Source organism: Bradyrhizobium sp. 61 (assembly GCF_023073075.1).
Classification (GTDB): Bacteria; Pseudomonadota; Alphaproteobacteria; order Rhizobiales; family Xanthobacteraceae; genus Bradyrhizobium; species Bradyrhizobium barranii.
The window spans coordinates 777,046-801,563 of sequence record NZ_JADPIU010000052.1; the positions used below are offsets into that span (position 1 = coordinate 777,046).

The following is a 24,518-nucleotide window of genomic DNA, read 5'->3' on the forward strand; positions in this document are numbered from 1 at the left end:
CGATGATCCCGGTCACATCCTTCGCCGGCAAGACGGTCGCGGTGTTCGGCCTCGGCGGCTCGGGGCTTGCGTCCTGTCACGCGTTGAAAGCGGGCGGCGCCGAGGTGATTGCCGCCGACGACAATGCCGAGAACGTCGCCAAGGCCGCGCAAGCGGGTTTCATCACCGTCGATTTGCGCAATGTCTCCTGGGCGAATTTCGCGGCGCTGGTGCTCGCGCCCGGCGTGCCGCTCACCCATCCCGTGCCGCACTGGAGCGTGCTGAAGGCGCGCGAGGCGGGTTGCGAGGTGATCGGCGATATCGAGCTGTTCTGCCGCGAGCGTCGCCGTCACGCGCCCAACGCGCCGTTCGTCGCGATCACCGGCACCAACGGCAAGTCGACCACGACCGCGCTGATTGCGCATCTGACAAAGGTCGCCGGCTACGACACCCAGATGGGCGGCAATATCGGCACCGCGATCCTGTCGCTGGAGCCGCCGCGCACGGGCCGCGTCCACGTCATCGAGATGTCGTCCTACCAGATCGACCTCACGCCCTCGCTCGATCCCTCCGTCGGCATTTTGCTCAATGTCAGCGAGGACCATATCGACCGTCACGGCACCATCGCGCATTACGCTGCGGTGAAGGAGCGTCTCGTCGCCGGCGTGCAGGCCGGCGGCACCGCGATCGTCGGCGTCGACGATGGCTTCTGCCGCGACATCGCCGACCGGCTCGACCGTGCCGGCAAGAACGTGGTGCGGATCTCCGTCAAGAACCCGCTGGCCTCCGGCATCCATGTCGAGCACGGCAATATCGTGCGCACCGCTGGCGGCGCGCGGAGCGAGGTCGCAAAGCTCGGCGGCATCGGCTCGCTCCGCGGCCAGCACAACGCGCAGAACGCGGCCTGCGCCGCCGCTGCCGCGCTTGCGATGGGCATCAGCCTCGATGTGCTGCAGAACGGGCTGCGCAGCTTTCCGGGCCTCGCGCATCGGATGGAGCAGGTCGGCCGCCGCGACAACGTGCTGTTCGTCAACGACTCCAAGGGCACCAACGCCGATGCCACCGCGCATGCGCTGTCGTCCTTTTCGGAAATCTTCTGGATCGCCGGCGGCAAGCCGAAGGCGGGCGGCATCACCGGCCTGACCGGCTACTTCCCGCGTATCCGCAAGGCCTATCTGATCGGCGAGGCCGCACAGGAGTTTTCGGGAACGCTGGGCACGCAGGTCGCGCACGAGATCAGCCAGACGCTGGACATCGCCGTCGAGCACGCCGCGCGCGATGCCGAAGCCTCGGGCCTCGCGGATGCAGTGGTGCTGCTGTCACCCGCCTGCGCGTCCTTCGACCAGTACCGCAATTTCGAGATCCGCGGCACCAAGTTCCGCGAGCTGGTACAGGCGCTGCCGGGTGTGAAGCCGGTGGTGTAGGGCGCGGCTACTCCTTGCTCCGCTGTCGTCGCCCGGCTTGACCGGGCGACCCAGTATCCCAGAGGCGGTGCTTGAGCCGGGAGGCCACGGCGTACTGGATGCCCCGGTCAAGCCGGGGCATGACGAGCATGTGAGGTCGGCGCTCGCTCCTATCTCCAAACATCCGCGTTTCCTTAACCCCCCGGTAACCAACCTCGGCGACCAATGGACCGACCTCTGTCCGAAAGCGGCCGCCCATGCTCTCCCGTGAAGAACGCACCCCCTTTTCCGAGTGGTGGTGGACCGTCGACAAGCCGCTGATGGGCGCCATCCTGGCGCTGATGCTCACCGGCGTGATCCTGTCGCTGGCGGCGAGCCCGCCGGTTGCGACCCGCATCGGGCTCGATCCCTTCCACTTCTTCAGCCGGCACGTGATGTTCCTGGCGCCGTCCTGCCTGGTGCTGCTCGGGGTGTCCTTCCTGACGCCGCGCGCGATCCGCCGCTCGGCCCTGATCATCTTCGCGGCCAGCATCATCCTGATCGTGCTGACGCTCGCGATCGGCCCCGAAGTGAAGGGCTCGCGGCGCTGGATCACGCTGCTCGGCGTCAACATCCAGGCCTCCGAAGTTGCAAAGCCGTCGTTCGTCGTCATCGCTGCCTGGCTGTTCGCGGAATCGACCAGGCGGCCCGAGATGCCGGCGACCTCGATGGCGCTGGTGCTGCTCTTGATGCTGGTCTCGCTGCTGGTGATGGAGCCGGACTTCGGTCAGACCATGCTGATCCTGATGGTGTGGGGCTCGCTGTTCTTCATCGCGGGCATGCGCATGATCTGGGTGTTCGGCCTGGCGGGCGCCGCCGCGGCCGGTCTGTTCAGCGCTTATCTGTTCGTCCCGCACGTCGCCGGCCGCATCAAGCGTTTCATGAATCCGGCTTCCGGCGACACCTTCCAGGTCGATACCGCCATGGAAGCCTTCTACAACGGCGGATGGTTCGGGCTCGGGCCCGGCGAGGGCATCGCCAAGCGCAGCCTGCCGGACAGTCACACCGACTTCGTGTTCGCGGTTGCCGCCGAGGAGTTCGGCATCATCCTGTGCCTTGCGATGCTGGCGCTGTTCGCTTTCGTCGTGATCCGCACGCTGTCGCGCGCCTACGCCAATGAGGACATGTTCTCGCGCTTTGCGGCGTCCGGCCTTGCGATCCTGTTCGGCGTGCAGGCCGCGATCAACATGTCGGTCAACCTCCAGCTCATCCCCGCCAAGGGCATGACGCTGCCCTTCATCTCCTACGGTGGCTCCTCGATCGTGTCGCTGGCCTATGGCGTCGGCATGATGCTGGCGCTGACGCGGCTGCGCCCGCGCACCGAAGTCGAGGCGAGCGGCCACGCCGAGGCGATGCGCAGTTACGCGTGACCACTCTCGTGTCCCGGACAAGCGGAGCGCAGAGCCGAGACCCAGACTGCCGCACCAATGGGCCCCGGTTCAGCAGCGCACCACGCCGCGAAGTACGGCGCGCTGCGCTGCGCCCGGGGCACGAGCACGGCTCGCAATAGGCGCTTTTTCCCTGTAAATACCGCTACCATGGACACTTCCCCCCTGATTCTTCTCGCCGCGGGCGGCACCGGCGGCCATTTGTTTCCGGCCGAGGCGCTCGGCGTCGAGCTGATCCGGCGCGGCTTTCGCGTCCGCCTCGTCACGGACGAGCGGGCGCTGCGCTATAGCGGGCTGTTCAGCAAGGACATGATCGACGTCGTCTCGAGCGAGACCGCGCGTGGCCGCAATCCATTGCAGCTCGCCTATGCCGGCCTCACGCTCGCCGCCGGCACGCTGTCCGCCTACGGCCTGATCAGGCGATTGAAGCCCGTCGCCGTCGTCGGCTTCGGCGGCTACCCGACGCTGCCGCCGCTGGTCGCTGCAAAGTTTGCGGGCGTGCCCAGCATCATCCACGACGCCAATGCGGTGCTCGGCCGCGCCAACCGGTTCCTGGCGAGCCGCGTCCGCGCCATCGCGACGTCGTTGCCCGGCGTGCTCGACCGCGATCCGGCGCTGGCAGGCAAGACCACGACCGTGGGCACGCCGATGCGTCCGGCGATCCTCGCCGCAGCCGCCGTACCCTATGTCGCGCCTGAAGCGAACGGACCGCTGCGCCTGCTCGTCGTCGGCGGCAGCCAGGGTGCGCGCATTATGGCCGACGTCGTCCCCGGTGCGATCGAGCGCCTTGAGCCTGCGCTATGGAGCCGGCTCGTCCTGACCCAGCAGGTGCGCGACGAAGACATGGCGCGCGTGCGCGCGGTCTACGACAAGCTCAAGATCAATGCCGAGCTCGCGCCGTTCTTCACCGATCTGCCGGCGCGGCTCGCCTCCAACCATCTGGTGGTGTCGCGTTCAGGCGCCGGCACGGTCGCCGAACTCGCCGCGATCGGACGGCCCTCGATCCTGGTGCCGCTACCCGGCTCGATCGACCAGGACCAGTTCGCCAATGCCGGCGTGCTGGCCAAGGTCGACGGCGCGATCCGTATCCCGCAGACCGAGTTTACCTCCGACCGGCTCGCCGCCGAGATCTCCGCCTTCGCCGCCGAGCCCGCGCGCCTCGCATCGATGGCCGCAGCCGCGAAGGGGGCGGGGCGGCTCGATGCGGCCGAACGTTTGGCCGATCTGGTGGTCAAAGTCGCGGGAATCTGACGCGAAAAAGCCCTTGTCTTGGCCTTCCAAAGCGGGGCATCCAGTAACAACGGCGCGGCTGATTTGGCCGTGACCTTCGCCAGATGCCGCCTTTCCGGCGGCGAGGTCAGGGAACAGAGCATGAGACTGCCGCGCGAGATCGGACCCATCCACTTCGTCGGGATCGGCGGGATCGGCATGAGCGGCATCGCCGAGGTGCTGGTCAATCTCGGCTATGTCGTGCAGGGCTCGGACGCCTCCGACAATTACAATCTCGACCGTCTGCGCAAGGCAGGTGCAAAGGTCTCGGTCGGCCACAAGGCCGAGAATGTCGACGGCGCTGCGGTCGTCGTCGTGTCCACCGCGATCAAGCGCGACAATCCGGAATTGATGGCGGCGCGCGAACGCCGCATTCCCGTGGTGCGCCGCGCCGAGATGCTGGCCGAGCTGATGCGGCTGAAGAGCTGCGTCGCCATCGCCGGCACCCACGGCAAGACCACCACGACCACGATGGTCGCAACGCTGCTCGATGCCGGCGGCCTCGATCCCACCGTGATCAATGGCGGCATCATCAATGCCTATGGCTCGAATGCGCGCCTCGGCGCCGGCGAATGGATGGTGGTCGAAGCGGACGAGAGCGACGGCACGTTCCTGAAGCTGCCGACCGATGTCGCGATCGTCACCAATGTCGACCCCGAGCATCTCGATCACTTCAAGACCTTCGAGGCGGTGCAGGACGCGTTCCGGCATTTCGTCGAGAACCTGCCGTTCTACGGCTTCGCCGTGATGTGCATCGACCATCCCGTCGTGCAGAGCCTCGTCGGCAAGATCGAGGATCGTCGCATCATCACCTATGGCGAGAATCCGCAGGCCGATGTGCGGCTCGTCGATCTCACCCCGATGGGCGGTGGCTCCAAGTTCAAGGTCGCGTTCCGCGATCGCAAGACCGGCGCCGTGCACGAGATCGCCGATCTCATGTTGCCGATGCCGGGACGCCACAACGCCTCCAACGCGACGGCCGCGATTGCGGTCGCGCGCGAACTCGGCGTGTCGGACGAGGCGATCCGCAAGGCGATCGCAGGCTTCGGCGGCGTCAAGCGCCGCTTCACCAAGACAGGCGAGTGGAACGGCGTCACGGTGATCGACGATTACGGTCATCACCCCGTCGAGATCGCGGCAGTGCTGAAGGCGGCGCGGGAATCCACCAACGGCAAGATCGTCGCCGTGGTGCAGCCGCATCGCTACACCCGCCTGCAATCGTTGTTCGAGGAATTCTGCACCTGCTTCAACGATGCGGATACGGTTGTTGTCGCCGATGTCTATGCCGCCGGCGAGGCGCCGATCGACGGCATCGACCGTGATCATTTCGTCGCGGGCCTGCGCGCCCACGGCCACCGCGAGGTGATCCCGCTGCCGGCCGCGCCGGAGCTCGCAGGTATCGTCAAGGGCCTAGCGAAGCCCGGCGATCTCGTCGTGTGCCTTGGCGCCGGCAACATCACGCAATGGGCGTATGCGCTGCCCGGCGAATTGAAGGCGCTGGGGTGAGCGAGCGGATGTCAAGTCATCGTCGACCACCGCCCGTGTGGCCACCCCTCTCCCTAACCCTCCCCCGCAAGGGGGGAGGGAACCCATCCGCCGGCGCCTCCCTGACTCTCGCAAAGGATCAGAGCGCAGCTGTGACGCTGGATGAGGTGAGCACGCTGGTCAGGCTCCCTCCCCCCTTGCGGGGGAGGGTTGGGGAGAGGGGTAAGCCCCGGGCGCTGGCGGACAACGTCACACGGCGCAATCTCAATCCAGCTCGCATGTCGGTCAGCGCACCATGAGCTTCCCCGACATCACGCCCGATCTCAAAGCTGCGATGCCGGAGCTGCGCGGCCGGATGCTGGCCAACCAGTCGCTCGCCGAGCTCACCTGGTTTCGCGTCGGTGGTCCCGCGCAGGTGCTGTTCACGCCGGCGGATGAGGACGATCTCGCCTACTTCCTCGCGCATCTTGCGTCCGACATTCCCGTCTATGTCGTCGGCGTCGGCTCCAACCTGATCGTGCGCGACGGTGGCATCGCGGGCGTGGTGATTCGGCTGGCGCCGCGCGCCTTTGGCGAGGCGAGCGCGAGCGGCGATGTCGTCACCGCTGGAACTGCCGCGCTCGACAAGCGCGTGGCGGAAGTGGCGGCCTCCGCCAATATCGGCGGGCTCGAATTCTACTTCGGCATTCCCGGCACCATCGGCGGTGCGTTGCGCATGAATGCGGGCGCCAATGGCGGCGAGACCAAGGACGTGTTGATCGAGGCGACCGGCATTGCGAGGGACGGCAGCAAGCACGTGTTCTCGAACGCCGACATGAAGTTCGTCTACCGCAACAGCGGCGTCGACCCCTCCATCATCTTCACCTCCGCGCGCTTTCGCGGCGCGATCAGGGATCCTGATAAGATCCGCGCGCGGATGGCGGAGGTACAGACCCATCGCGAAACCGCGCAGCCGATCCGCGAAAAGACCGGCGGCTCGACCTTCAAGAACCCGCCCGGCCATTCCGCCTGGAAGCTGGTCGACGCCGCCGGCTGCCGCGGCCTGCGCGTCGGCGGCGCGCAGGTCTCGGAGATGCACTGCAATTTCTTGATCAACACGGGCGATGCCACCGCGCACGACATCGAGACGCTGGGCGAGACCGTGCGCGAACGGGTGAAGGCAAATTCCGGAATTGAGCTACATTGGGAAATCAAGCGGATTGGGGTTTCATGATCACCGTCATTCCGGGATGCGCCGTCAGGCGCAGGCCCGGAATCCATAACCCCAGGCTGTGGTTATGGATTCCGGGCTCGCGACTTCGTCGCGCCCCGAAATGACGAACTAGAGAGAACTATGAACATGCGCATCACCATCCTCTTCGGCGGCTCCAACCGGGAGCGTCTGGTTTCGGTCGCCTCAGCCCAGGCGCTACATCAGGCGCTGCCCGAGGCCGATCTCTGGTGGTGGGACGTCGTGGACAAGGTGCATGTCGTGCACTCGAAGCAACTGCTCGAACACGCCCGTCCGTTCGAGGACGAGTTCAAGCCCGGCACATCAGGCATTCCGCTGGGGCAGGCGCTCGACCAGGCCAAGGCGGAGGGCCGCGTGCTGGTGCTTGGGCTGCATGGCGGGCGCGCCGAGAACGGCGAATTGCAGGTGATGTGCGAGGCGCGCGGCGTGCCTTTCACCGGATCGGGCTCGGCCTCCTCGCATCTCGCCTTCGACAAGATCGCAGCCAAGCATTTCGCCGCGCTCGGCGGCGTGACGCCGCCGGCCAACGTCGCGCTGGACAAGATCGACGAGGCCTTCGCCGAATATGGCCGACTGATCGCAAAGCCGGCGCGTGACGGCTCGAGCTATGGCCTGATCTTCGTCAACGCCAGGCAGGATCTCGTCGCCGTCCGCAATGCGGCGAAGCACGAAGACTATGTGATCGAGCCCTACATCACCGGCGTCGAGGCAACCTGTGGCGTGCTGGAGCGCCCCGACGGCTCGATCATCTCGCTGCCGCCGATCGAAATCATTCCGGGCGAGGGCAATTTCGACTACGCCGCAAAATATCTCCTGAAGTCGACCCAGGAGATCTGCCCCGGCCGTTTTGCGCCCGAGATCACCGCTGCGCTGAAGGAGCAGGCGATGCTGGCGCATCGCGCGATGTCCTGCACCGGCTATTCCCGCTCGGACTTCATCGTCTCCGACAGGGGCCTGGTCTATCTCGAGACCAACACGCTGCCCGGGTTGACCAAGTCCTCGCTCTACCCCAAGGCGCTGAAAGCCGAAGGCATCGCGTTCGTCGACTTCCTGCGTGGCCTGGTCGAGCTCGCCGGGCGGGGCGTCAGAAAATAATTAGGACTGGTTAACGGCCGAACGGGCGAAATGGCCGGTTTTGGAACCCAAAACCGGTAAAATGCCGGACATCGCGGCATAAATGCCTCACACGCCTGGGCAAAACGCATCCCGCGTTAACGAAGTTTACCTTTTGTTTACCAGGACGTCCGAAGGTTAACGCTGGCGGCGCATATGACGCTTTGGCTGCCGGCGCGTGGGCTGTTGCGGGTGATGTCACCTCCAGCGAACGCTTTGAAGGGGAGAGGTTTTCTTCTTCTGAAGACCAGCACCCGGCCCGGCAAGTCCGAGACGTCATGTTCGCCAGGACCCGCGCGATGTCGCGGGCTAACTGTTGACGAGCTCGTGCAATGGATGGTGCAGGAAGCCTCACCCGGTCGTTTCTGAGATCGCTGAGGCCCCAAGCTGACCTGAAGGCGGCCGCTATCGGAGCGGTCGTGCTTCTGCGCGAGTGGGTGCAGGATAAGCGCGACCAGAAGCGCGCTGTCGCCCAGAACAAGATCAGGTCCAAGACCAAGGCCAAGCCCGTCGTCGAGCGCGAGCCGCCGCCGCGCGTGGTCGCGCTGGTCGAGCGCTATGCGCCGCGCCGGATCGGGATCACCATGACCGTTCTGCTGCTGGTCGGAAGCTGCGGCTTCGGCATTGTCAGGGGCGGCCACCTCCAGGATTTCATCGCCGCGGTCAGCGACACCCGCAACGCGCTGGCCAATTCCGCGGGCTTCCGCATCACCTCCGTCGTGATCAACGGCCGCAAGCAGCTCAGCCAGGACGAGATCCTCGCGGTCGGCGGGGTCAGCGGCCGCTCCTCGCTGCTGTTCCTCGACGCCGACGTCGTGCGCGACAAGCTCAAGGCCAATCCCTGGATTGCGGATGCGACCGTGCTGAAGCTCTATCCGGGCCGGCTCATGATCGACATCACCGAGCGCCAGGCCTTCGCGCTGTGGCAGGAGGCCGGCCGGCTCTCCGTCATCGCCGATGACGGCGCGGTGCTCGAGCCTTACGTCTCGCGCCGGTTCCTGTCGCTGCCGCTCGTGGTCGGCAAAGGCGCCGACACCCAGGCGCGCGATTTCCTGGCGCTGCTGGCGCGCTATCCGCAGATCAATTCGGTGACCAAGGCCGCGATCTATGTCGGCGAGCGGCGCTGGAACCTGAGGCTCAAGGATGGCCTCGACATCCGTCTGCCCGAGCAGGACGTCGGCAACGCCCTCGCGACGCTGTCCAGGCTCGACAAGGAGGACAAGCTGTTCTCCCGCGACATCGTCGCCGTCGACATGCGCCTGCCCGATCGCCTGGTGGTGCAGCTGTCCGACGACGCCGCCAAGGCGCGCGAGGACCTGTTCAAGGACAAGAAGAAAAAGAAGGCCGGGGACGCCGCATGACCGGTCTTGATCGCACCCAGACCCCGAAGACGCGCCCGATGCCGCACAAGCGCGGCGGCATCGTCGCCTGCCTCGATATCGGCACCAGCAAGATCGCCTGCATGATTGCGCGGCTGAGGCCGTCGGCGCCGAGCGAAGCCCTGCGCGACCGTACCCACGCGGTGGAGCTGATCGGTTACAGCCAGATCCAGTCGCGCGGCATGAAGGCCGGCGCGGTGGTCGATCTCGCCGAATGCGAGCAGGCGGTGCGCCAGGCCGTCGGGCTGGCGGAGAAGATGGCCAAGGTGCGGGTCGAGTCCGTGCTGCTGTCGGTCTCCGGTGGCCGCCTCTCCGGCCAGCTGGTCGAAGCCGCGGCCGACATCCGCGGTGGCGCCGTGACGCCGGCCGATGTCAGCCGCGTCACCTCGACCGGCATGCGCCACGCCACCGGCGAGGGCCGCACCGTGCTGCACGCGCTGCCGGTCGGCTACACGCTCGACGGCGTCAAGGGCATCCGCGATCCGCGCGGCATGGTCGCGCATCAGTTCGGTGTCGACATGAACGTCGTCACCTGCGAGGCCACCGTTGCCCGTAATCTGATGCTGGCGGTGGAGCGCTGCCACATCAATGTCGAAGCCATGGCGGCGAGCCCCTATGTGGCTGGCCTGTCGGTGCTGACCGACGACGAAGCCGATCTCGGCGCCGCCGTCGTCGAGATGGGCGCGGGCACCACCACCATCGCGGTCTATTCCGGCGGCCGCTTCGTGCATGCGGCGGGCTTTGCGGTCGGCGGGCAACACATCACGATGGATCTCGCGCGCGGACTCTCCGCGACCATTGCCGATGCCGAGCGAATCAAGACGTTATATGGGACCGTCATCACCGGCGGATCGGACTCGCGTGAGCTGATGTCTGTACCGACAGCCGGTGACGAGCAGGATCTGCCGCAGATCGTCTCCCGCGCCACCATCGCCAACATCGTCAAGCACCGTGCCGAGGAAGTCTTCGAAATGGTTCGGGACAAGCTGAAGGATTCGCCCTTCGCCTCAGAGCCCAACGGCCGCGTCGTGCTCTCCGGCGGCGCCTCGCAGCTCACCGGACTCGTCGAACTCGGCACACAGATTCTCGGCCGGCCCGTGCGGGTCGGACGTCCGCTCGGTTTCGGCCGGCTGCCCAACGAGGCGAAGAACGCCGCGTTCGCTGTGCCGGCCGGGCTCCTCGTCTACCCGCAATATGTTCATCACGAGCATGTCGAACCGCGGCATACGCGGCAGCAGGTCAAGACAGGGACGGGCGGTTATTTTGGAAAGGTCGGACGATGGCTACGCGAGGGCTTCTGATGAACCGGTTCCGCAACCTTCGCATTTCACCAACTCCCGCGGCCGCCGGCCGGGGCGAACCCACGCGCGCGTGATCGAGAGGCAAACATGACCATCAGCATCAATGTTCCTGATATTCACGAATTGAAGCCCCGGATCACCGTGTTCGGCGTCGGCGGCGCCGGTGGCAACGCCGTCAACAACATGATCACGGCGGGCCTCCAGGGCGTCGACTTCGTGGTCGCCAACACCGACGCACAGGCGCTGACGATGTCGAAGGCGCAGCGCATCGTGCAGATGGGCACCGCGGTCACGCAAGGCCTCGGCGCGGGTTCGCAACCGAACGTCGGCGCGGCGGCGGCGGAAGAGGTGATCGACGAACTGCGCGACCATCTCTCGGGCGCCAACATGGTGTTCGTCACCGCCGGCATGGGCGGCGGCACCGGCACCGGTGCTGCTCCCGTCATCGCCAAGACCGCGCGCGACATGGGCATCCTCACCGTCGGCGTCGTGACCAAGCCGTTCCACTTCGAGGGCGGCCGCCGCATGCGCACCGCCGAGGCCGGCATCAACGAGCTGCACAAGGTCGTCGACACGCTCCTGATCATCCCGAACCAGAACCTGTTCCGGGTCGCCAACGAGAAGACCACCTTCGCCGACGCCTTCGCGATGGCCGACCAAGTGCTTTACTCCGGCGTTGCCTGCATCACCGACCTGATGGTCAAGGAAGGTCTGATCAACCTCGACTTCGCCGACGTTCGCGCCGTCATGCGCGAGATGGGCAAGGCGATGATGGGTACGGGCGAAGCTTCCGGTGACAAGCGCGCGCTGACCGCCGCTGAAGCCGCGATCGCCAACCCGCTGATCGACGATAGCTCGATGAAGGGCGCCAAGGGCCTCCTCATCTCGATCACCGGCGGCAAGGACCTCACCTTGTTCGAGGTTGACGAAGCCGCGACCCGCATCCGCGAGGAAGTCGATCAGGACGCCAACATCATCGTCGGCGCGACCTTCGACGAAGCGCTCGACGGCCTGATCCGCGTCTCGGTTGTTGCCACCGGCATCGAGCAGGCAACGATCGCCCGCAACACCCAGGCCACCAGCGCCCCGGTCGCGAACGCGGCGCCGCAGCAGATTCAACAGGTGCAGCAGGCTCCCGCTGCTCCGGCCGCCGCTGCCGAGAGCCGTCTTGCCGATCTGACCGCGCGTCTGCGCGCCGACAATCAGCGCATGGCCGAGCGCGCCCAGAAGCTGGAAGCCCAGATCCCGGCCGCCGCCCCGACCGCGCCGCGTCCGAATGTCGAGCGCGCCGCGCTGGCCGCCATCGCGGCTGCCGTTGCCGAGGTCCCGCAGGCGCCCGCGCCGATGCAGACCTATGGTGACGTCACGGTGCGTCCGATCGCGCAGAAGCCGACGCTGTTTCCGGAGCCCGACATGGCCCCGGTCGCGATGCAGGAGCCGATGACGCCGGAAACCTTCATCCCGCCGCAGGCCGAGCGCGGGCCGGTCCGTGCACCGCGGATGCCGCGTATCGACGAACTGCCGATGCCGGCCCAGGCCGAGCTTCGCCAGGCCCGCGGCGAGGCTGAAGAAGAGACCCCGCAGAAGACCCGCCTGTCGCTGCTCCAGCGCCTCGCCAATGTCGGCCTCGGCCGCCGCGACGAGGAGAGTGAGGCGCCGGTCGCAGCCCGCACCGCCGGTCCCGCGATGCCGCCGTTGCCCGATCGCCGGCCCCAGAAGAGCGTGGCGCAGCAGATCGCGGCGAGCGAGCCGGTATCGGAGTATGCCCGCCGTCCTGCGCCTCAGGGCCTGGACATGCATGGCCGCCCGGCGCCTGTTGCGCCGGCGCCACAGGGCGACGACCATCTTGATATCCCGGCCTTCCTGAGGCGTCAGGCGACCTGAGGATTGTTACAATAAGGCTGACGAAAAAAGGTCCCGGCGGGAAGCTTGCCGGGACCTTTCCTTTGGTCCCGTGCATGCCCGGATTGCGGGATCAAACAACTGATTTTAAATCATTAATTACGCATTTGGTGGTTCAGTAAAACTGCCGATAACGGTCCCAAACTCCGGCGCAATTTGGTTAAGCCTTGGCGCGAATACGGCAGGTTTGGGGTAACAATCGGTAAAAAAGCGTGAGTTGGCGCTGTTTGAGGCTGTGACTATGGTTTGCCGTGACTTGGGGATACGGAGATTCGCAACCGTCGGCACTGGCCGGCCAAGCGGGCCTAGTATAAGTCGCAGTGGGTCGTAGTGGGGCGGATTCCTGATGAAATTTAGCCGGCAAACAACGCTTCGTGCGCAAGCCACCGTGGCCGGCGTTGGCGTTCATTCCGGTCTTCCCGTCACTCTCACGCTGGGGCCTGCGCCCGTCGACGCGGGTTTTGTTTTTGTCCGCACCGGCCTCGAGGGAAGTGACCGTGAGATTCAGGCGACCGCCGACCAGGTGATCGCGACCGACTTCGCCACCGTCCTCGGCGATCGTGACGGCCCGTTGGTTTCCACCGCCGAGCACGTGCTTGCTGCGCTTCGGGGCATGGGCGTCGACAACGCCACCATCGAGATCGACGGACCGGAAGTGCCGATCATGGACGGCAGCGCCGCGGCCTTCATTGCCGCGATCGACCAGGCCGGCATCGTCAGCCAGCCGGCACAGCGCCGCTTCATTCAGATCTTGAAGCCGATCTCGGCCAAGGTCGGTGACTCCTTCGGCGAGATCCGGCCCTACGCCAACGGGTTCCGCGTTGATATCGAGATCGACTTCACCAATCCCGTCATCGGCCAGCAGAGCTACGGCTTCGACCTGAGCCCGGAGCGCTTCCGCCGCGAAGTCGGCCGTGCCCGGACTTTCGGCCTGATGTGCGACGTCGCCCGGCTCTGGAGCGCGGGTTACGCACTTGGTGCCTCCTTCGACAATACCGTCGTGTTCGACGACGAGCGGCTGCTCAACACCGAGGGCCTGCGCTACGCCGACGAATGCGCCCGCCACAAGGTGCTGGACGTGATCGGCGATCTCGCGCTGGCCGGCCTGCCGCTGCTTGGCGCCTACCGCTCGGTGCGTGGCGGTCACAAGCTCAACCACGCTGTCCTGACCGCGCTGCTCGCCGACCGTACCGCCTGGCGGGTGGTCGAGGGCGAGGCGGTCCGCCGCACCACGCGTCCCGTGGGCGAAGTCGGTCGCGGCATCGTCGGCGGTCGGATCGCCGCGGCCTACGGGCCGGACGTGTCCTGAAGAGACCTGTCGCCACTGGCGTTCTGTTGCCGCCGGCGTTTGGCGGCGGCTCCCGGGAAACTCCTGGTAACGATGATCGGCTAGGATTGCGGCGCGTTCGCCTTAATCCGGGCGAAATGCCTGCCTATCCGGTTGGTTCGAGATCGTTTTTCGGTTACACGGCGTGGTCGCATGGCAGGCGCCACGGCTACATTTCGCGCCCATGACGGGGTTCATGGGCTGGCGGACACCGCATCACAGGGCGTCAGGGCTTAAATTCATGTCGGCACAGCGTATGACGCGCGGATATCTCTCGGTCTCGCCTGGAGTCCGCGGGCTGCTTCAAGCCGCCACCTTCGCGGTGCTCGCGCTGCCGCTGGCCGGCTGCGGCACCGGCGCGCTCTGGGACAAGTTCACCGCCAAGGACGACACCTTCACCGAGGAGCCCGCCGACAAGATCTATAATGAGGGCCTGTACCTCATGAACGAGAAGAAGGACATGAAGGGGGCGAACAAGAAGTTCGAAGAGGTCGACCGCCAGCATCCTTATTCCGACTGGGCTCGCAAATCGCTGTTGATGTCGGCCTATGCCTCCTACCAGGGCGGCGACTATGACGGCTGCATCGGCGCCGCGACCCGCTACGTCACGCTGCATCCCGGCAGCCCGGACGCGGCCTATGCGCAGTACCTGATCGCCGCCTCCCATTACGATCAGATCCCGGACATCAGCCGCGACCAGGCCCGCACCGAGAAGGCGATCGCCGCGCTGGAAGAGGTGAACCGCAAATATCCGAACTCGGAATATGCGACCTCGGCCAAGGCCAAGATCGAGGGTGCGCGCGACCAGCTCGCCGGCAAGGAAATGAATGTCGGCCGCTATTACATGCAGAAGCGCGACTACACGGCGGCGATCAACCGCTACAAGGCCGTCGTCACGCAGTACCAGACCACCCGCCATGTCGAGGAGGCTCTGTTCCGGCTCACCGAGGCCTATATGACGATCGGCATCGTCGCCGAGGCGCAGACCGCAGCCGCGGTGCTTGGCCACAATTTTCCTGACAGCCGCTGGTACAAGGACGCCTATAATCTTGTAAAATCCGGGGGTCTCGAGCCGAGCGAGAATCAGGGTTCCTGGATGAGCAGGGCCTTCAAGAAGATAGGCCTATAGTCTCGGCTAGGAAATTTGATTCCATGCTGGCGCGTCTGTCGATCCGTGACATCGTCCTGATCGAGCGGCTCGATATCGAATTCGCCACCGGACTTGCGGTTTTGACCGGTGAGACCGGTGCGGGCAAATCCATCCTGCTCGATGCCTTTGCACTGGCGCTCGGCGGCCGCGGCGACGCCGGGCTCGTGCGCCATGGCGCGGAGCAGGGGCAGGTCACCGCCGTCTTCGATATCCCCAAAAATCACCCCGCGACGAGGATTCTGGCCGAGAACGGCCTGGATGATACTGGCGAGATGATTCTCCGCCGGGTGCAACTCGCCGACGGCCGCACCCGCGCTTTCATCAACGACCAGTCGATCAGCGTGCAGACGCTGAAGGCGGTCGGTGGCGCCCTGGTCGAGATCCACGGCCAGCATGACGAGCGTGCGCTGGTCGATGCCGCCACCCACCGCCGCCTGCTCGACGCCTTTGCCGGGCTCGAAAAGGACGTCACCGCGGTCGAAGCGCTCTGGGACGCGCGCCGCACGGCCAGCGCCGCGCTGGAAGAGCACCGCACCGCCATGGAGCGCGCCGCGCGCGAGGCGGACTATCTGCGCCACGCCTCCGACGAGTTGAAGCAGCTCGCGCCCAAGGAAGGCGAGGAGACCTCGCTCGCCGGTCGCCGCACCACCATGATGCAGGGCGAGAAGATCGCCTCCGATTTGCGGGAGGCGCAGGAAGCCGTCGGCGGCAATCATTCGCCGGTCGCCTCGCTGTCGGCCGCGGTGCGCCGGCTGGAGCGGCGCGGTGTCAACTCGCCGGCGCTGGTCGAGCCCGCCGTGAAGGCGATCGACGTCGCGATCAACGCGCTGGAGGAAGCCGACCAGCATCTCCTGGCCGCGCTCGCCGCGACCGACTTCGATCCGGGCGAGCTCGAGCGCATCGAGGAGCGGCTGTTCGCGCTGCGCGCCGCCTCGCGTAAATATTCGACGCCGGTCGATGGCCTCGCCGCGCTTGCCGCCAAATATGCTGCCGACGTCGTCCTGATCGATGCCGGTGCTTCGCGGTTGAAGAAGCTGGAGCAGGCAGCGATCGAGGCTGACGCGCGCTATGCCGCTGCCGCCAAGAAACTGTCGATGGCGCGGCAGAAGTCGGCGGACAAGCTCAACAAGGCGGTCAACGCCGAGCTCGCGCCGCTCAAGCTCGAACGCGCCAAGTTCATGACGCAGGTCGAGACCGATGAGGCCGCGCCGGGCCCGCAAGGTTTCGACCGCGTCGAGTTCTGGGTGCAGACCAATCCCGGCACCAAGCCGGGTCCGATGATGAAGGTCGCTTCCGGCGGCGAACTCTCCCGCTTCCTGCTGGCGCTCAAGGTCGTGCTGTCCGACCGCGGCTCGGCGCCGACGTTGGTGTTCGACGAAATCGACACCGGGGTCGGCGGTGCGGTCGCGGACGCCATCGGTGGGCGGCTCGCGCGGCTTGCCGGCAAGGTGCAGGTGATGGCCGTGACCCACGCCCCGCAGGTCGCCGCCCGTGCCGGCCAGCATCTGCTGATCTCCAAGGACGCCCTCGACAAGGGCAAGCGCGTCGCCACCCGCGTCAATGCGCTGGCCGCCGACCACCGCCGCGAGGAGATTGCCCGCATGCTCGCCGGCGCCGAGATCACGGCCGAGGCGAGGGCGGCCGCCGATCGGCTGCTCAAGGCGGCGAGTTAGACTTTGTGTCCCGGATGCGCGTAGCGCGAGCCGGGAAACGGAATGCCGCCACACAGGCCGCGGCTCTGCAGCGCACGGCTCCGCGCTGCGCAGCGTCCGGGGGCACGAGACCAACCGCCTTTACCCTCCCGCCCGCTCCGTCGTATCCAAGCACCATGGCAAGAGCAGCAAAATCCAAAGCAAGGCCGCTTCGCGACGTCGCCGACCTCACCAAGGCGCAGGCCAAGGTCGAGCACATGCGGCTCGCACTCGAACTCGAAGAGCACGACAGGCGCTACTATCAAGAGGACGCGCCCACCGTGACCGACGCCGAGTACGACGCGTTGCGCCAGCGCTTCAACGCGATCGAAAAGCGCTTTCCGGATTTCGTCAGCGCGGAGTCGCCGTCCCAGAAAGTCGGCGCGGCACCGTCGGGTCGCTTCAGGAAAGTCCGGCATTCCGTTCCGATGCTGTCGCTCGACAACGCGTTTGCCGAAGAGGACGTCCGCGACTTCGTCGGCCGCATCGTGCGCTTCCTGAAGCTCGACGACGACAAGGTCGATTTCTCGGCCGAGCCGAAGATCGACGGCCTCTCGATGTCGCTGCGCTACGAGGGCGGCGAGCTCGTCACCGCGGCGACCCGCGGTGATGGCGCTGAAGGCGAGGACGTCACCGCCAACATCCGCACGCTCGAAGACGTGCCGCAGAAGCTGAAAGGCCGCAACGTCCCCGACGTCTGCGAGGTGCGCGGCGAGGTCTACATGACCAAGAAGGCGTTCCTCGCGCTCAACGAGCGGCAGAAGGCGGAAGGCAGCACCATCTTCGCCAATCCGCGCAACTCGGCCGCAGGCTCGCTCCGGCAGAAGGACCCGACCATCACCGCCTCACGCCCCCTGGGCTTCTTCGCCTATGCCTGGGGCGAGATGAGCGCGATGCCGGAGGGTACGCAGAGCGGCATGATCGGCTGGTTCGAGCGCTGCGGCTTCAAGACCAATCCGTTGACCAGGCTCTGTCATTCCGTCGAGGAGCTGCTCGCGTTCCATCATTCGATCGAGGAGCAGCGCGCAAAACTCGATTACGAGATCGACGGCGTCGTCTACAAGGTCGACCGCATCGACTGGCAGGAACGGCTCGGCTTCGTCTCACGCACGCCGCGCTGGGGCATCGCGCACAAATTCCCGGCCGAGCGCGCCGTGACGGTGCTGCGCGACATCGAGATCCAGGTCGGCCGCACCGGCTCGTTCACGCCGGTCGGCAAGCTCGAACCGGTCGGCGTCGGCGGCGTGATCGTGCAGAACGTCACCCTGCACAACGAGGACTACATCAAGGGCATCGGCAACAAGGGTGAGGTGCTGCGCGAGGGGCGCGACATCAGGATCGGCGACACCGTCGTGATCCAGCGTGCCGGCGACGTCATCCCGCAGGTGGTCGACGTCGTCCTCGACAAGCGGCCGAAGACGGCCAAGGAATTCCAGTTCCCGACGAAGTGCCCGTGCCCGCTGCACACCGACGTCACGCGCGAGGAAACGGCGGCCGGCGAAGAGGGCTCGCGCGCCCGCTGCACCGGCGAGTTCGCCTGTCCCTATCAGAAGATCGAGCACCTCAAACTGTTCGTGTCGCGGCGCGCCTTCGACATCGACGGTCTTGGCGAGAAGCAGCTCCAGTATTTCTTCGACGAGGGATGGGTGAAGGAGCCCGCCGATATTTTCACGCTGGAGAAGCGCAATGCGAAGCTGAAGCTCGAGGAGATCGAGGGCTACGGCGAAACGTCGGTGCGCAACCTGTTCGGCGCCATCGAGAGCCGGCGCAGAATCGCGCTGGAGCGCTTCGTCTTTGCGCTCGGTATGCGTCATGTCGGCGAGACCACGGCGCTGGCGCTCGCACGCGGCTATGGCTCGTGGGACGCTTTCCACGACGCCTGCCTCAAAGTCGCCAAGGGCGACGAGGAGGCGATGGCCGAGATGGACGCGCTGGACCAGATCGGCGACACCGTGATCAAGAGCATCGCCGACTATTTCGGCGAGAGCCACAATCGCGGCATCGTCGAGCGGCTGACCAAGGAAGTCGAGATCATCGACGCCGAGAAGCCGAAGAGCAACTCCGCCGTCGCCGGCAAGACGGTGGTGTTCACGGGATCACTGGAGAAGATGACGCGCGACGAGGCCAAGGCCACCGCGGAGCGTCTGGGGGCGAAGGTGTCGGGCTCGGTGTCGAAGAAGACCGACCTCGTCGTCGCCGGCCCCGGCGCCGGCTCCAAGCTCGCGGAAGCCAACAAGCACGGCGTCAAGGTGTTGACCGAGGACGAGTGGCTGACGTTGATCGGGGAGTGAGAGAGGCACTTCACTCTCCACTTACTCCGCTGTCATTCCCCGCGACCCGTCTACGCCAAGGCTTCGCCGGGGTTTGAGGTCTAGGGGCGCCGAAGCTTTAGCTTAGGCGGCAGGCGGGCGATCCAGTATCCCAGAGGCGTGCGTTGAAGATCTCGCTGTTGCTGCCGGCGTCGCGGCGTACTGGATGCCCCGGTCAAGCCGGGGCATGACAGCGAGGTTGCGGCACGCGCGGTGCGCCCCCCTCACATCATCCCGCTCTCTTCCTCCTCCGCCTGCTCGATCAACTCCTCGCTCACCACCACCTCGCGGCGGGGGACGACGAAGATCATCATGCAGGCGCAGAGCAGCGAGATCGCGAGCACCGCCGAGGTCAGCGGCAGCGTCGTGGCGGAGTGGCCGCCGAGATAGGCGCCGAATTGCGACATCAGCGCGCCGATGCCCTGTTGCAGGAAGCCCATCGCGCCTGACGCGGTGCCGGCGGCTTCAGGGCGGATGCTGATCGCGCCGGCGGCGGAGTTCGCCATCACGAAGGCATTGCCGACCATCACGATCATCTGCGTGCCGAACAGCCATGCGGGTGCTTCGTTCCAGCCCGTAAAACTCCAGAGCAGGTTCAACAGGCTGCCGCAGAGTTGCAGGCCGAGCCCGAACCAGATCAGCTTTTCCAGCGAGTGTCGCGGCGCGAAGCGCACGCAGAGCAGATTGCCGACGAGATACGCAAAGCCTGTTGTCGCGAACCAGGCGCCGTATTCGGCGCTGGTCCGGCCCATCTGCGTCACGACGATGTAGGGGCCGCCGCCGGCGAAGGTGAAGATAATCTGGGACGCCAGCACCTGGCACATCACATAGCCGATGAAGGCGCGGCTCTTGATCAGGGTGCCGACGTCGCTGCGAAAGCCGCCGCTGCCGACCGCGCGATCGCGGCGGGTCTCGGGCAACGCGATCGCGATGCCGATTGCGACCGCGATCGCGCCGATCGTGACGGCGTAGAAGATCGCCCGCCAGCCGAATGCGGTCTCGATCAGGCCGCCGGTGAGCGGTGAGACCATCTGGCCGATCATGAGCGCTGCGATTACGAGGCTGATCATGGAGGCGACGCGGTTGCGCTCGTAGATATCGCGGATGATGGCGCGGCTCACCACCATGCCGGAGGCGCCGCCGAGCGCCTGGAAGAAGCGCGCTGCGATCAGTTGCGGCAGCGTTTCGGCGAAGATGCAGGCGATGCTCGCCGCGACCATCAGCGCGAGGCCGCCAAGCAGCACCGGACGCCGGCCGAGCCTGTCCGACAGCGGTCCCATGATGAGCTGCGACAGTGCGATGCCGACCATGTACAGCGACACCGTCATCTGCGCGATCGAGATGTCGCGGCCGAACGTCGTCGCCAGCACGGGCAGCGCCGGAACCAGGATGTAGAGCGAGATCGGCGCGATCCCGGTCATGACGACCAGCAGCAGCAACACCACGCGCGAAGTCGCGATGTTTTTCGTCGCCGCGTCCGGCGGCCTGCTGATCATGCCGTGCATAGTCGTCCGTCTTTCGAAGTCGAATCGACTGTAGCGTGCTCGCGCAAGACGGATATCGGCGTTTCGGAATGCGGCTATTCGGATTTCGGGACGGTTACGATAACAGCGTGTGGAGACCGTTATCCTAAGGGGGCGCGTGTGCTGAGATGTTGTGCGGTCGTGCCACATCTTCGGTGTCATTCCCCGCGAGGGCGGGGAATCCAGTATTCCAGAGGCCGTAGTGATTGAATCGAGAGGCTGCGGCGTACTGGATGCCCCGCCTTCGCGGGGCATGACAGCGAGTGTGAGGTGAGAGCGTTGCGCAAATCGCGTAGCGCCATGCATCTCCGGCGCGAGCTTACGCCTTCAGCTCTGCCGTCGCCTGATCGAGCCAGGCCTTCGTCGCCTCGTCCAGCGCCGGCCGCACCTCGGCCCTCACGCGGGCGTGGTAGGCATTGAGCCAGTCGAGCTCGTCCTTGCCCAGCATCGCGACATCGACCAGACGCCGGTCGATCGGTGCCAGGGTCAGCGTCTCGAACGCATTCATCGGTTTTTCCGCGCCCTCGATGTCGGCGGCGACCACCAGCTCGAGGTTCTCGATGCGGATGCCGAAGCCGTCGGTCTTGTAATAGCCGGGCTCGTTGGAGAGGATCATGCCGCGCTTCAGCGGCGTTGTGCCGAGCTTCGAGATCCGCGCCGGTCCTTCGTGCACGCTGAGATAGCTGCCGACGCCGTGGCCGGTGCCGTGCTCGAAATCGGCGCCGGCGGCCCAGAGATATTGCCGCGCCAGCGTGTCAAGCTGTGCGCCGGTGGTGCCGTCGGGAAACACCGCGCGCGCGATCGCGATGTGGCCGCGCAGTACCCGGGTGAAGCGGTCGCGCATCTCCTCCGTCGGCTCGCCCACGGCCATGGTACGGGTGACGTCGGTGGTGCCGTCTTCATATTGCGCACCGGAATCGATCAGCAGCAGATCGCCCGGCGCGATGCGCCGGTTGCTCTTGCGGGTGACGCGGTAGTGCACGATGGCGCCGTTCGGGCCGGTGCCTGATATGGTCGGGAACGAGACGTCCTTCAGCGCGCCGGTGTCGCGGCGGAACGTCTCAAGCGCTTCGACCGCGTCGATCTCGGTCAGCTTGCCGCTTGATGCCTCGCGGTCGACGAAGGCGAGGAAGCGCGCCAGCGCCACGGCATCGCGGCGGTGCGCCGTCCGTGTGCCCTTGATCTCGGTCGCGTTCTTGACGGCCTTGAGCAGTGCAATCGGATCGCTGCCGCGCACTGGCTTGCCGCCGGCGCTTGCGATCAGCCGGCTGAGCGCGTCGGCCGCGGTGGCGTTGTCGAGTGCGATCGCGGCGCCGCTCTTGGCCAGCGCCATCAGCGTCGGTGCCATCGCATCGGGCTCGCGCACATCGGTGGACTGCTCCAGATGGTCGCGGGTCAAATTGGAGAGTTTTCGGTGGTCGATGAACACGGTCGGCCGGCCGTCCTTCGGCACCAGCGCGTAGGACAGCGGCAGTGGCGTATGGGCGACGTCGGCGCCGCGGATGTTGAAGGTCCAGGCCACGGCGTGGCTGTCGGAGAGCACCAGCGCGTCGACGCCGAGCTTGGCGATCTCGCTTTTGATTTGCGTGATCTTCTCGGCCTCGGCGACCCCGGCATTTTGCAGGCTGTGCACGGCGACAGGGGCCAGCGGCGGCTGCGGCCGGTCCTGCCAGATCGCGTCGACCGGGTTGCTGTCGACGGCGACCAGCTCGGCGCCGGCCTTGGCGCAGGCGGCGGCGAGGCGCTCGGCTGCCGAAGAAGTGTGCAGCCACGGATCAAATCCGAGGCGGTCGCCGGCCTTCAGGTGCGTCGATACCCAGCTCTCCGGCGGCGGATCGATCAGCGATTCCACCGCCCAGGCCTTTGCATCGACCTGCTTGGCCGCCTGGATCGTGTAGCGGCCGTCGACGAAGACCGCGGCCTCATGCGTCAGCACCACCGCCAATCCTGCGGAACCGGTAAAGCCGGTCAGCCAGGCCAGCCGCTCTTCCGAGGGGGGCACATATTCGTTCTGCTGCTGATCGGCGCGCGGAACGACGAGGCCGGTCAGCTTGCGGCGGGCGAGTTCTTCGCGGAGCGCGGCAAGGCGCGCCGTCAATGCGACGCCGGCCTCGGGCTCCTCGAATGTCTGGAAGTGTGCTTCGAACATGGCTCAGTTTAGGATCATGAGGATCAGTCCGCAATGTAGACGCATTTGGGGTCGCATCTGGCACGGACCGTGCTTGAAAATGGTCCATTCGAATTGAGTGGAGTAGAGGATGCAGCAGTTGCGCTTCGTCCGGATAACAGGGAAATTCGAGCGGGTGGTTCATCTCAACGGCGAGGGGACACACGATGCCAGCGTTCATGTTTGAGAAGATTTCGCCGCCGGCCCACCGCGCCCCGGCCGCAACGACACCGAAGAAGCCGCGCGGCCTCATCAGCCAGATGATCGACCGTTTCGCCGAGCGCCGCGCCAGGCGTGCCTTGCAGGGTAAGCGCGCGACACGTCGGGATGAGAAGCCGGCGGAGTAGGGCGGTGTCGTAGGGGGCACGCTTCCGCCGTCGCTCTTCGAGCTATGGCGGACAAGCCGCTTTGCCCACCCTACGGCGCCTAGGCTGCCTTACCCCATCTTCCGCAGCAACAAGCTGCTCCACCCCTCGATCCGCAGGTGCCGCAGCGGCACGAGGCCGCGTGCGCGGTAGGCGGCGATCACGGCGGGGGCCTGGTGGGTCAAGAGGCCGGAGAGGATGACGCGCGCGCCGGGCGCGAGGTGCCGCGCCATCGGTCCGGCCAATTGCCTTAACGGATTGGCAAGGATGTTGGCCAGGACCAGGTCGAACGGGCCGCATCTGGCAAAGTCCGGTGCGGCAAATCCGGTGGCGCGGATCACCCGCACCTGGTTGCCGACGTGGTTCAGCATCGCGTTCTCTGCCGCCACCCGCACCGACGGCGGGTCGATGTCGGAGGCGAGCACCGCGCGATGCAGCGCCTTCGCTGCGGCGATGCCCAGCACGCCGGTGCCGGCGCCGAGGTCGAGCAGGTTCCTCGGCCGAGAACTCTTCAGGACGTGGTCAAGCAACAGTAAACAGCCGCGGGTGGTGCCGTGGTGGCCGGTGCCGAAGGCGAGCGCCGCCTCGATCTCGATGGCAAGCTTGTTCGGCGCGACGCGGTCGCGATCGTGGCTGCCGTGCACGACGAAGCGGCCGGCCGGTACCGGGACGAGATCCTCGAGGCTCGCCTTGACCCAGTCCTTGGCCTCGACAATGTCGAAGATGAGCGTGTCCGCGATCTCGTTTCCTGCCGAAGTTACAATGAGTTCCCGCAGCCATGCCTGATCGGGCGCCTCGGCGAAATGGAGCGTGACGTCCCACTGTCCGTCCGGCCGTTCGAAGGCGGCGACCGCCGCATCGCCGTCGAAAAAGACCTCCGTGAGCACGTCGACGACGCGCTTGGCCGCGGCCTCGGTGCCGATCGAAAAGCAGGCGCGATGAGTGGGAGAAAGCTGCATTCTAGGGTTCCGTCAGTTCAATTTTTGGAACTTTTGTTCCCAATTTTCCGCATAACTTGCAGGTTCCGATTTAACCTGACTGCAGGTTGTATCCCGTAGATTTCCGGGTGTTGGATCCAGCCAACGCACCTTGGAATTGAAACGGAGGCGAGTCTTGAAGAGCATGGTTTTGAAGTTCTGGTCGGACGAATCCGGTGCAACCGCGATCGAATACGGCCTGATCGCAGCGGGCATCGCGCTGGCGATCATCACCGTGGTGAACAGCCTGGGCACCAGCTTGAACGACAAGTTCGGTTCGATTAGCAGTTCCTTGAAGTAATTTCCGCCTCCCATTTCCTGGCGGGGGCTGTTTTTCTTTAGAGGCTGTTACCTGACGATCGCCCGCACGGGGAGTTGCCCCCGGCGGGCGAGGTCGTTTTGGGGGGCGGCCCGGAAATGCCCACAGGCCTTCCACTCGCTTCCCCCAAGTTGTCCACGGCTTTATCCCGCCACTCGTCCCCAGCTTTTCCACCGCCTTGTACGGGGCGCGCCGGGCCTG

The 24,518-nt window shown here is 66.0% G+C and carries 18 protein-coding genes; 15 read left to right on the top strand and 3 right to left on the bottom strand.

Annotation, left to right across the window (positions count from 1 at the left end):
• Positions 1-2: 2 nt before the first annotated feature.
• The 13 genes from murD to ligA all read left to right on the top strand — a co-directional run bounded on the left by murD (position 3) and on the right by ligA (position 18,948).
• On the top strand, positions 3-1,403 hold the full coding sequence (gene murD, locus IVB46_RS18665) for a UDP-N-acetylmuramoyl-L-alanine--D-glutamate ligase (protein WP_247304075.1): 1,401 nt from the start codon (positions 3-5) through the stop codon (positions 1,401-1,403).
• A 236-nt stretch (positions 1,404-1,639) separates the two neighbouring features.
• A complete protein-coding gene (gene ftsW / locus IVB46_RS18670; protein WP_063981538.1) occupies positions 1,640-2,791 on the top strand; it encodes a putative lipid II flippase FtsW in 1,152 nt (383 codons plus the stop codon).
• A gap of 168 nt (positions 2,792-2,959) precedes the next feature.
• On the top strand, positions 2,960-4,060 hold the full coding sequence (gene murG, locus IVB46_RS18675) for an undecaprenyldiphospho-muramoylpentapeptide beta-N-acetylglucosaminyltransferase (protein ID WP_247304073.1): 1,101 nt from the start codon (positions 2,960-2,962) through the stop codon (positions 4,058-4,060).
• Between the two features lie 120 nt (positions 4,061-4,180).
• The gene (murC, locus tag IVB46_RS18680) at positions 4,181-5,584 is read left to right on the top strand and encodes a UDP-N-acetylmuramate--L-alanine ligase (protein ID WP_247304071.1); all 1,404 of its coding nucleotides are present in this window, start codon (positions 4,181-4,183) and stop codon (positions 5,582-5,584) included.
• Between the two features lie 274 nt (positions 5,585-5,858).
• Entirely contained in the window at positions 5,859-6,776 is a 918-nt protein-coding gene (gene murB, locus IVB46_RS18685; RefSeq protein ID WP_247304070.1) for a UDP-N-acetylmuramate dehydrogenase, read from the top strand.
• A 126-nt stretch (positions 6,777-6,902) separates the two neighbouring features.
• Entirely contained in the window at positions 6,903-7,889 is a 987-nt protein-coding gene (locus IVB46_RS18690) for a D-alanine--D-alanine ligase (RefSeq protein WP_247304789.1), read from the top strand.
• A 350-nt stretch (positions 7,890-8,239) separates the two neighbouring features.
• On the top strand, positions 8,240-9,268 hold the full coding sequence (locus tag IVB46_RS18695) for a cell division protein FtsQ/DivIB (protein WP_247304068.1): 1,029 nt from the start codon (positions 8,240-8,242) through the stop codon (positions 9,266-9,268).
• Entirely contained in the window at positions 9,265-10,587 is a 1,323-nt protein-coding gene (gene ftsA, locus IVB46_RS18700) for a cell division protein FtsA (protein WP_063981543.1), read from the top strand. Before IVB46_RS18695 ends, ftsA begins: the two co-directional genes overlap by 4 nt.
• A gap of 87 nt (positions 10,588-10,674) precedes the next feature.
• Positions 10,675-12,471 (top strand): cell division protein FtsZ, encoded by a 1,797-nt coding sequence (gene ftsZ / locus IVB46_RS18705; RefSeq protein WP_247304066.1) that lies wholly within the window; start codon positions 10,675-10,677, stop codon positions 12,469-12,471.
• A 364-nt stretch (positions 12,472-12,835) separates the two neighbouring features.
• A complete protein-coding gene (gene lpxC / locus IVB46_RS18710) occupies positions 12,836-13,798 on the top strand; it encodes a UDP-3-O-acyl-N-acetylglucosamine deacetylase (protein WP_071910404.1) in 963 nt (320 codons plus the stop codon).
• A gap of 259 nt (positions 13,799-14,057) precedes the next feature.
• Positions 14,058-14,945: an outer membrane protein assembly factor BamD gene (locus IVB46_RS18715; protein ID WP_247304064.1), complete on the top strand. Its 888-nt coding sequence runs from the start codon at positions 14,058-14,060 to the stop codon at positions 14,943-14,945.
• Positions 14,946-14,968: 23 nt separating this feature from the next.
• On the top strand, positions 14,969-16,639 hold the full coding sequence (gene recN / locus IVB46_RS18720; RefSeq protein WP_247304062.1) for a DNA repair protein RecN: 1,671 nt from the start codon (positions 14,969-14,971) through the stop codon (positions 16,637-16,639).
• Positions 16,640-16,794: 155 nt separating this feature from the next.
• Positions 16,795-18,948, top strand: coding sequence for an NAD-dependent DNA ligase LigA (gene ligA / locus IVB46_RS18725; protein WP_247304058.1), 2,154 nt, complete (start codon positions 16,795-16,797; stop codon positions 18,946-18,948).
• 242 nt (positions 18,949-19,190) lie between these two features.
• Here the strand turns inward: ligA and IVB46_RS18730 are convergent, their stop codons facing one another.
• Together IVB46_RS18730 and IVB46_RS18735 are read right to left on the bottom strand one after the other, a co-directional pair.
• Positions 19,191-20,471 (bottom strand): multidrug effflux MFS transporter, encoded by a 1,281-nt coding sequence (locus IVB46_RS18730; protein ID WP_247304056.1) that lies wholly within the window; start codon positions 20,469-20,471, stop codon positions 19,191-19,193.
• A gap of 337 nt (positions 20,472-20,808) precedes the next feature.
• The gene (locus IVB46_RS18735; protein WP_247343182.1) at positions 20,809-22,638 is read right to left on the bottom strand and encodes an aminopeptidase P family protein; all 1,830 of its coding nucleotides are present in this window, start codon (positions 22,636-22,638) and stop codon (positions 20,809-20,811) included.
• Between the two features lie 185 nt (positions 22,639-22,823).
• Between IVB46_RS18735 and IVB46_RS18740 the strand changes: the two genes are divergently transcribed.
• A complete protein-coding gene (locus IVB46_RS18740; protein ID WP_028147633.1) occupies positions 22,824-23,003 on the top strand; it encodes a hypothetical protein in 180 nt (59 codons plus the stop codon).
• 89 nt (positions 23,004-23,092) lie between these two features.
• Here IVB46_RS18740 and IVB46_RS18745 read toward each other — a convergent pair whose 3' ends face one another.
• Positions 23,093-23,980, bottom strand: coding sequence for a 50S ribosomal protein L11 methyltransferase (locus IVB46_RS18745; RefSeq protein WP_247304050.1), 888 nt, complete (start codon positions 23,978-23,980; stop codon positions 23,093-23,095).
• A gap of 154 nt (positions 23,981-24,134) precedes the next feature.
• On the opposite strand from IVB46_RS18745, the gene IVB46_RS18750 reads away from it, so the two are divergent.
• Positions 24,135-24,299, top strand: a complete 165-nt coding sequence (locus tag IVB46_RS18750; RefSeq protein ID WP_063981551.1) for a Flp family type IVb pilin — start codon at positions 24,135-24,137, stop codon at positions 24,297-24,299.
• Positions 24,300-24,518 lie beyond the last annotated feature (219 nt).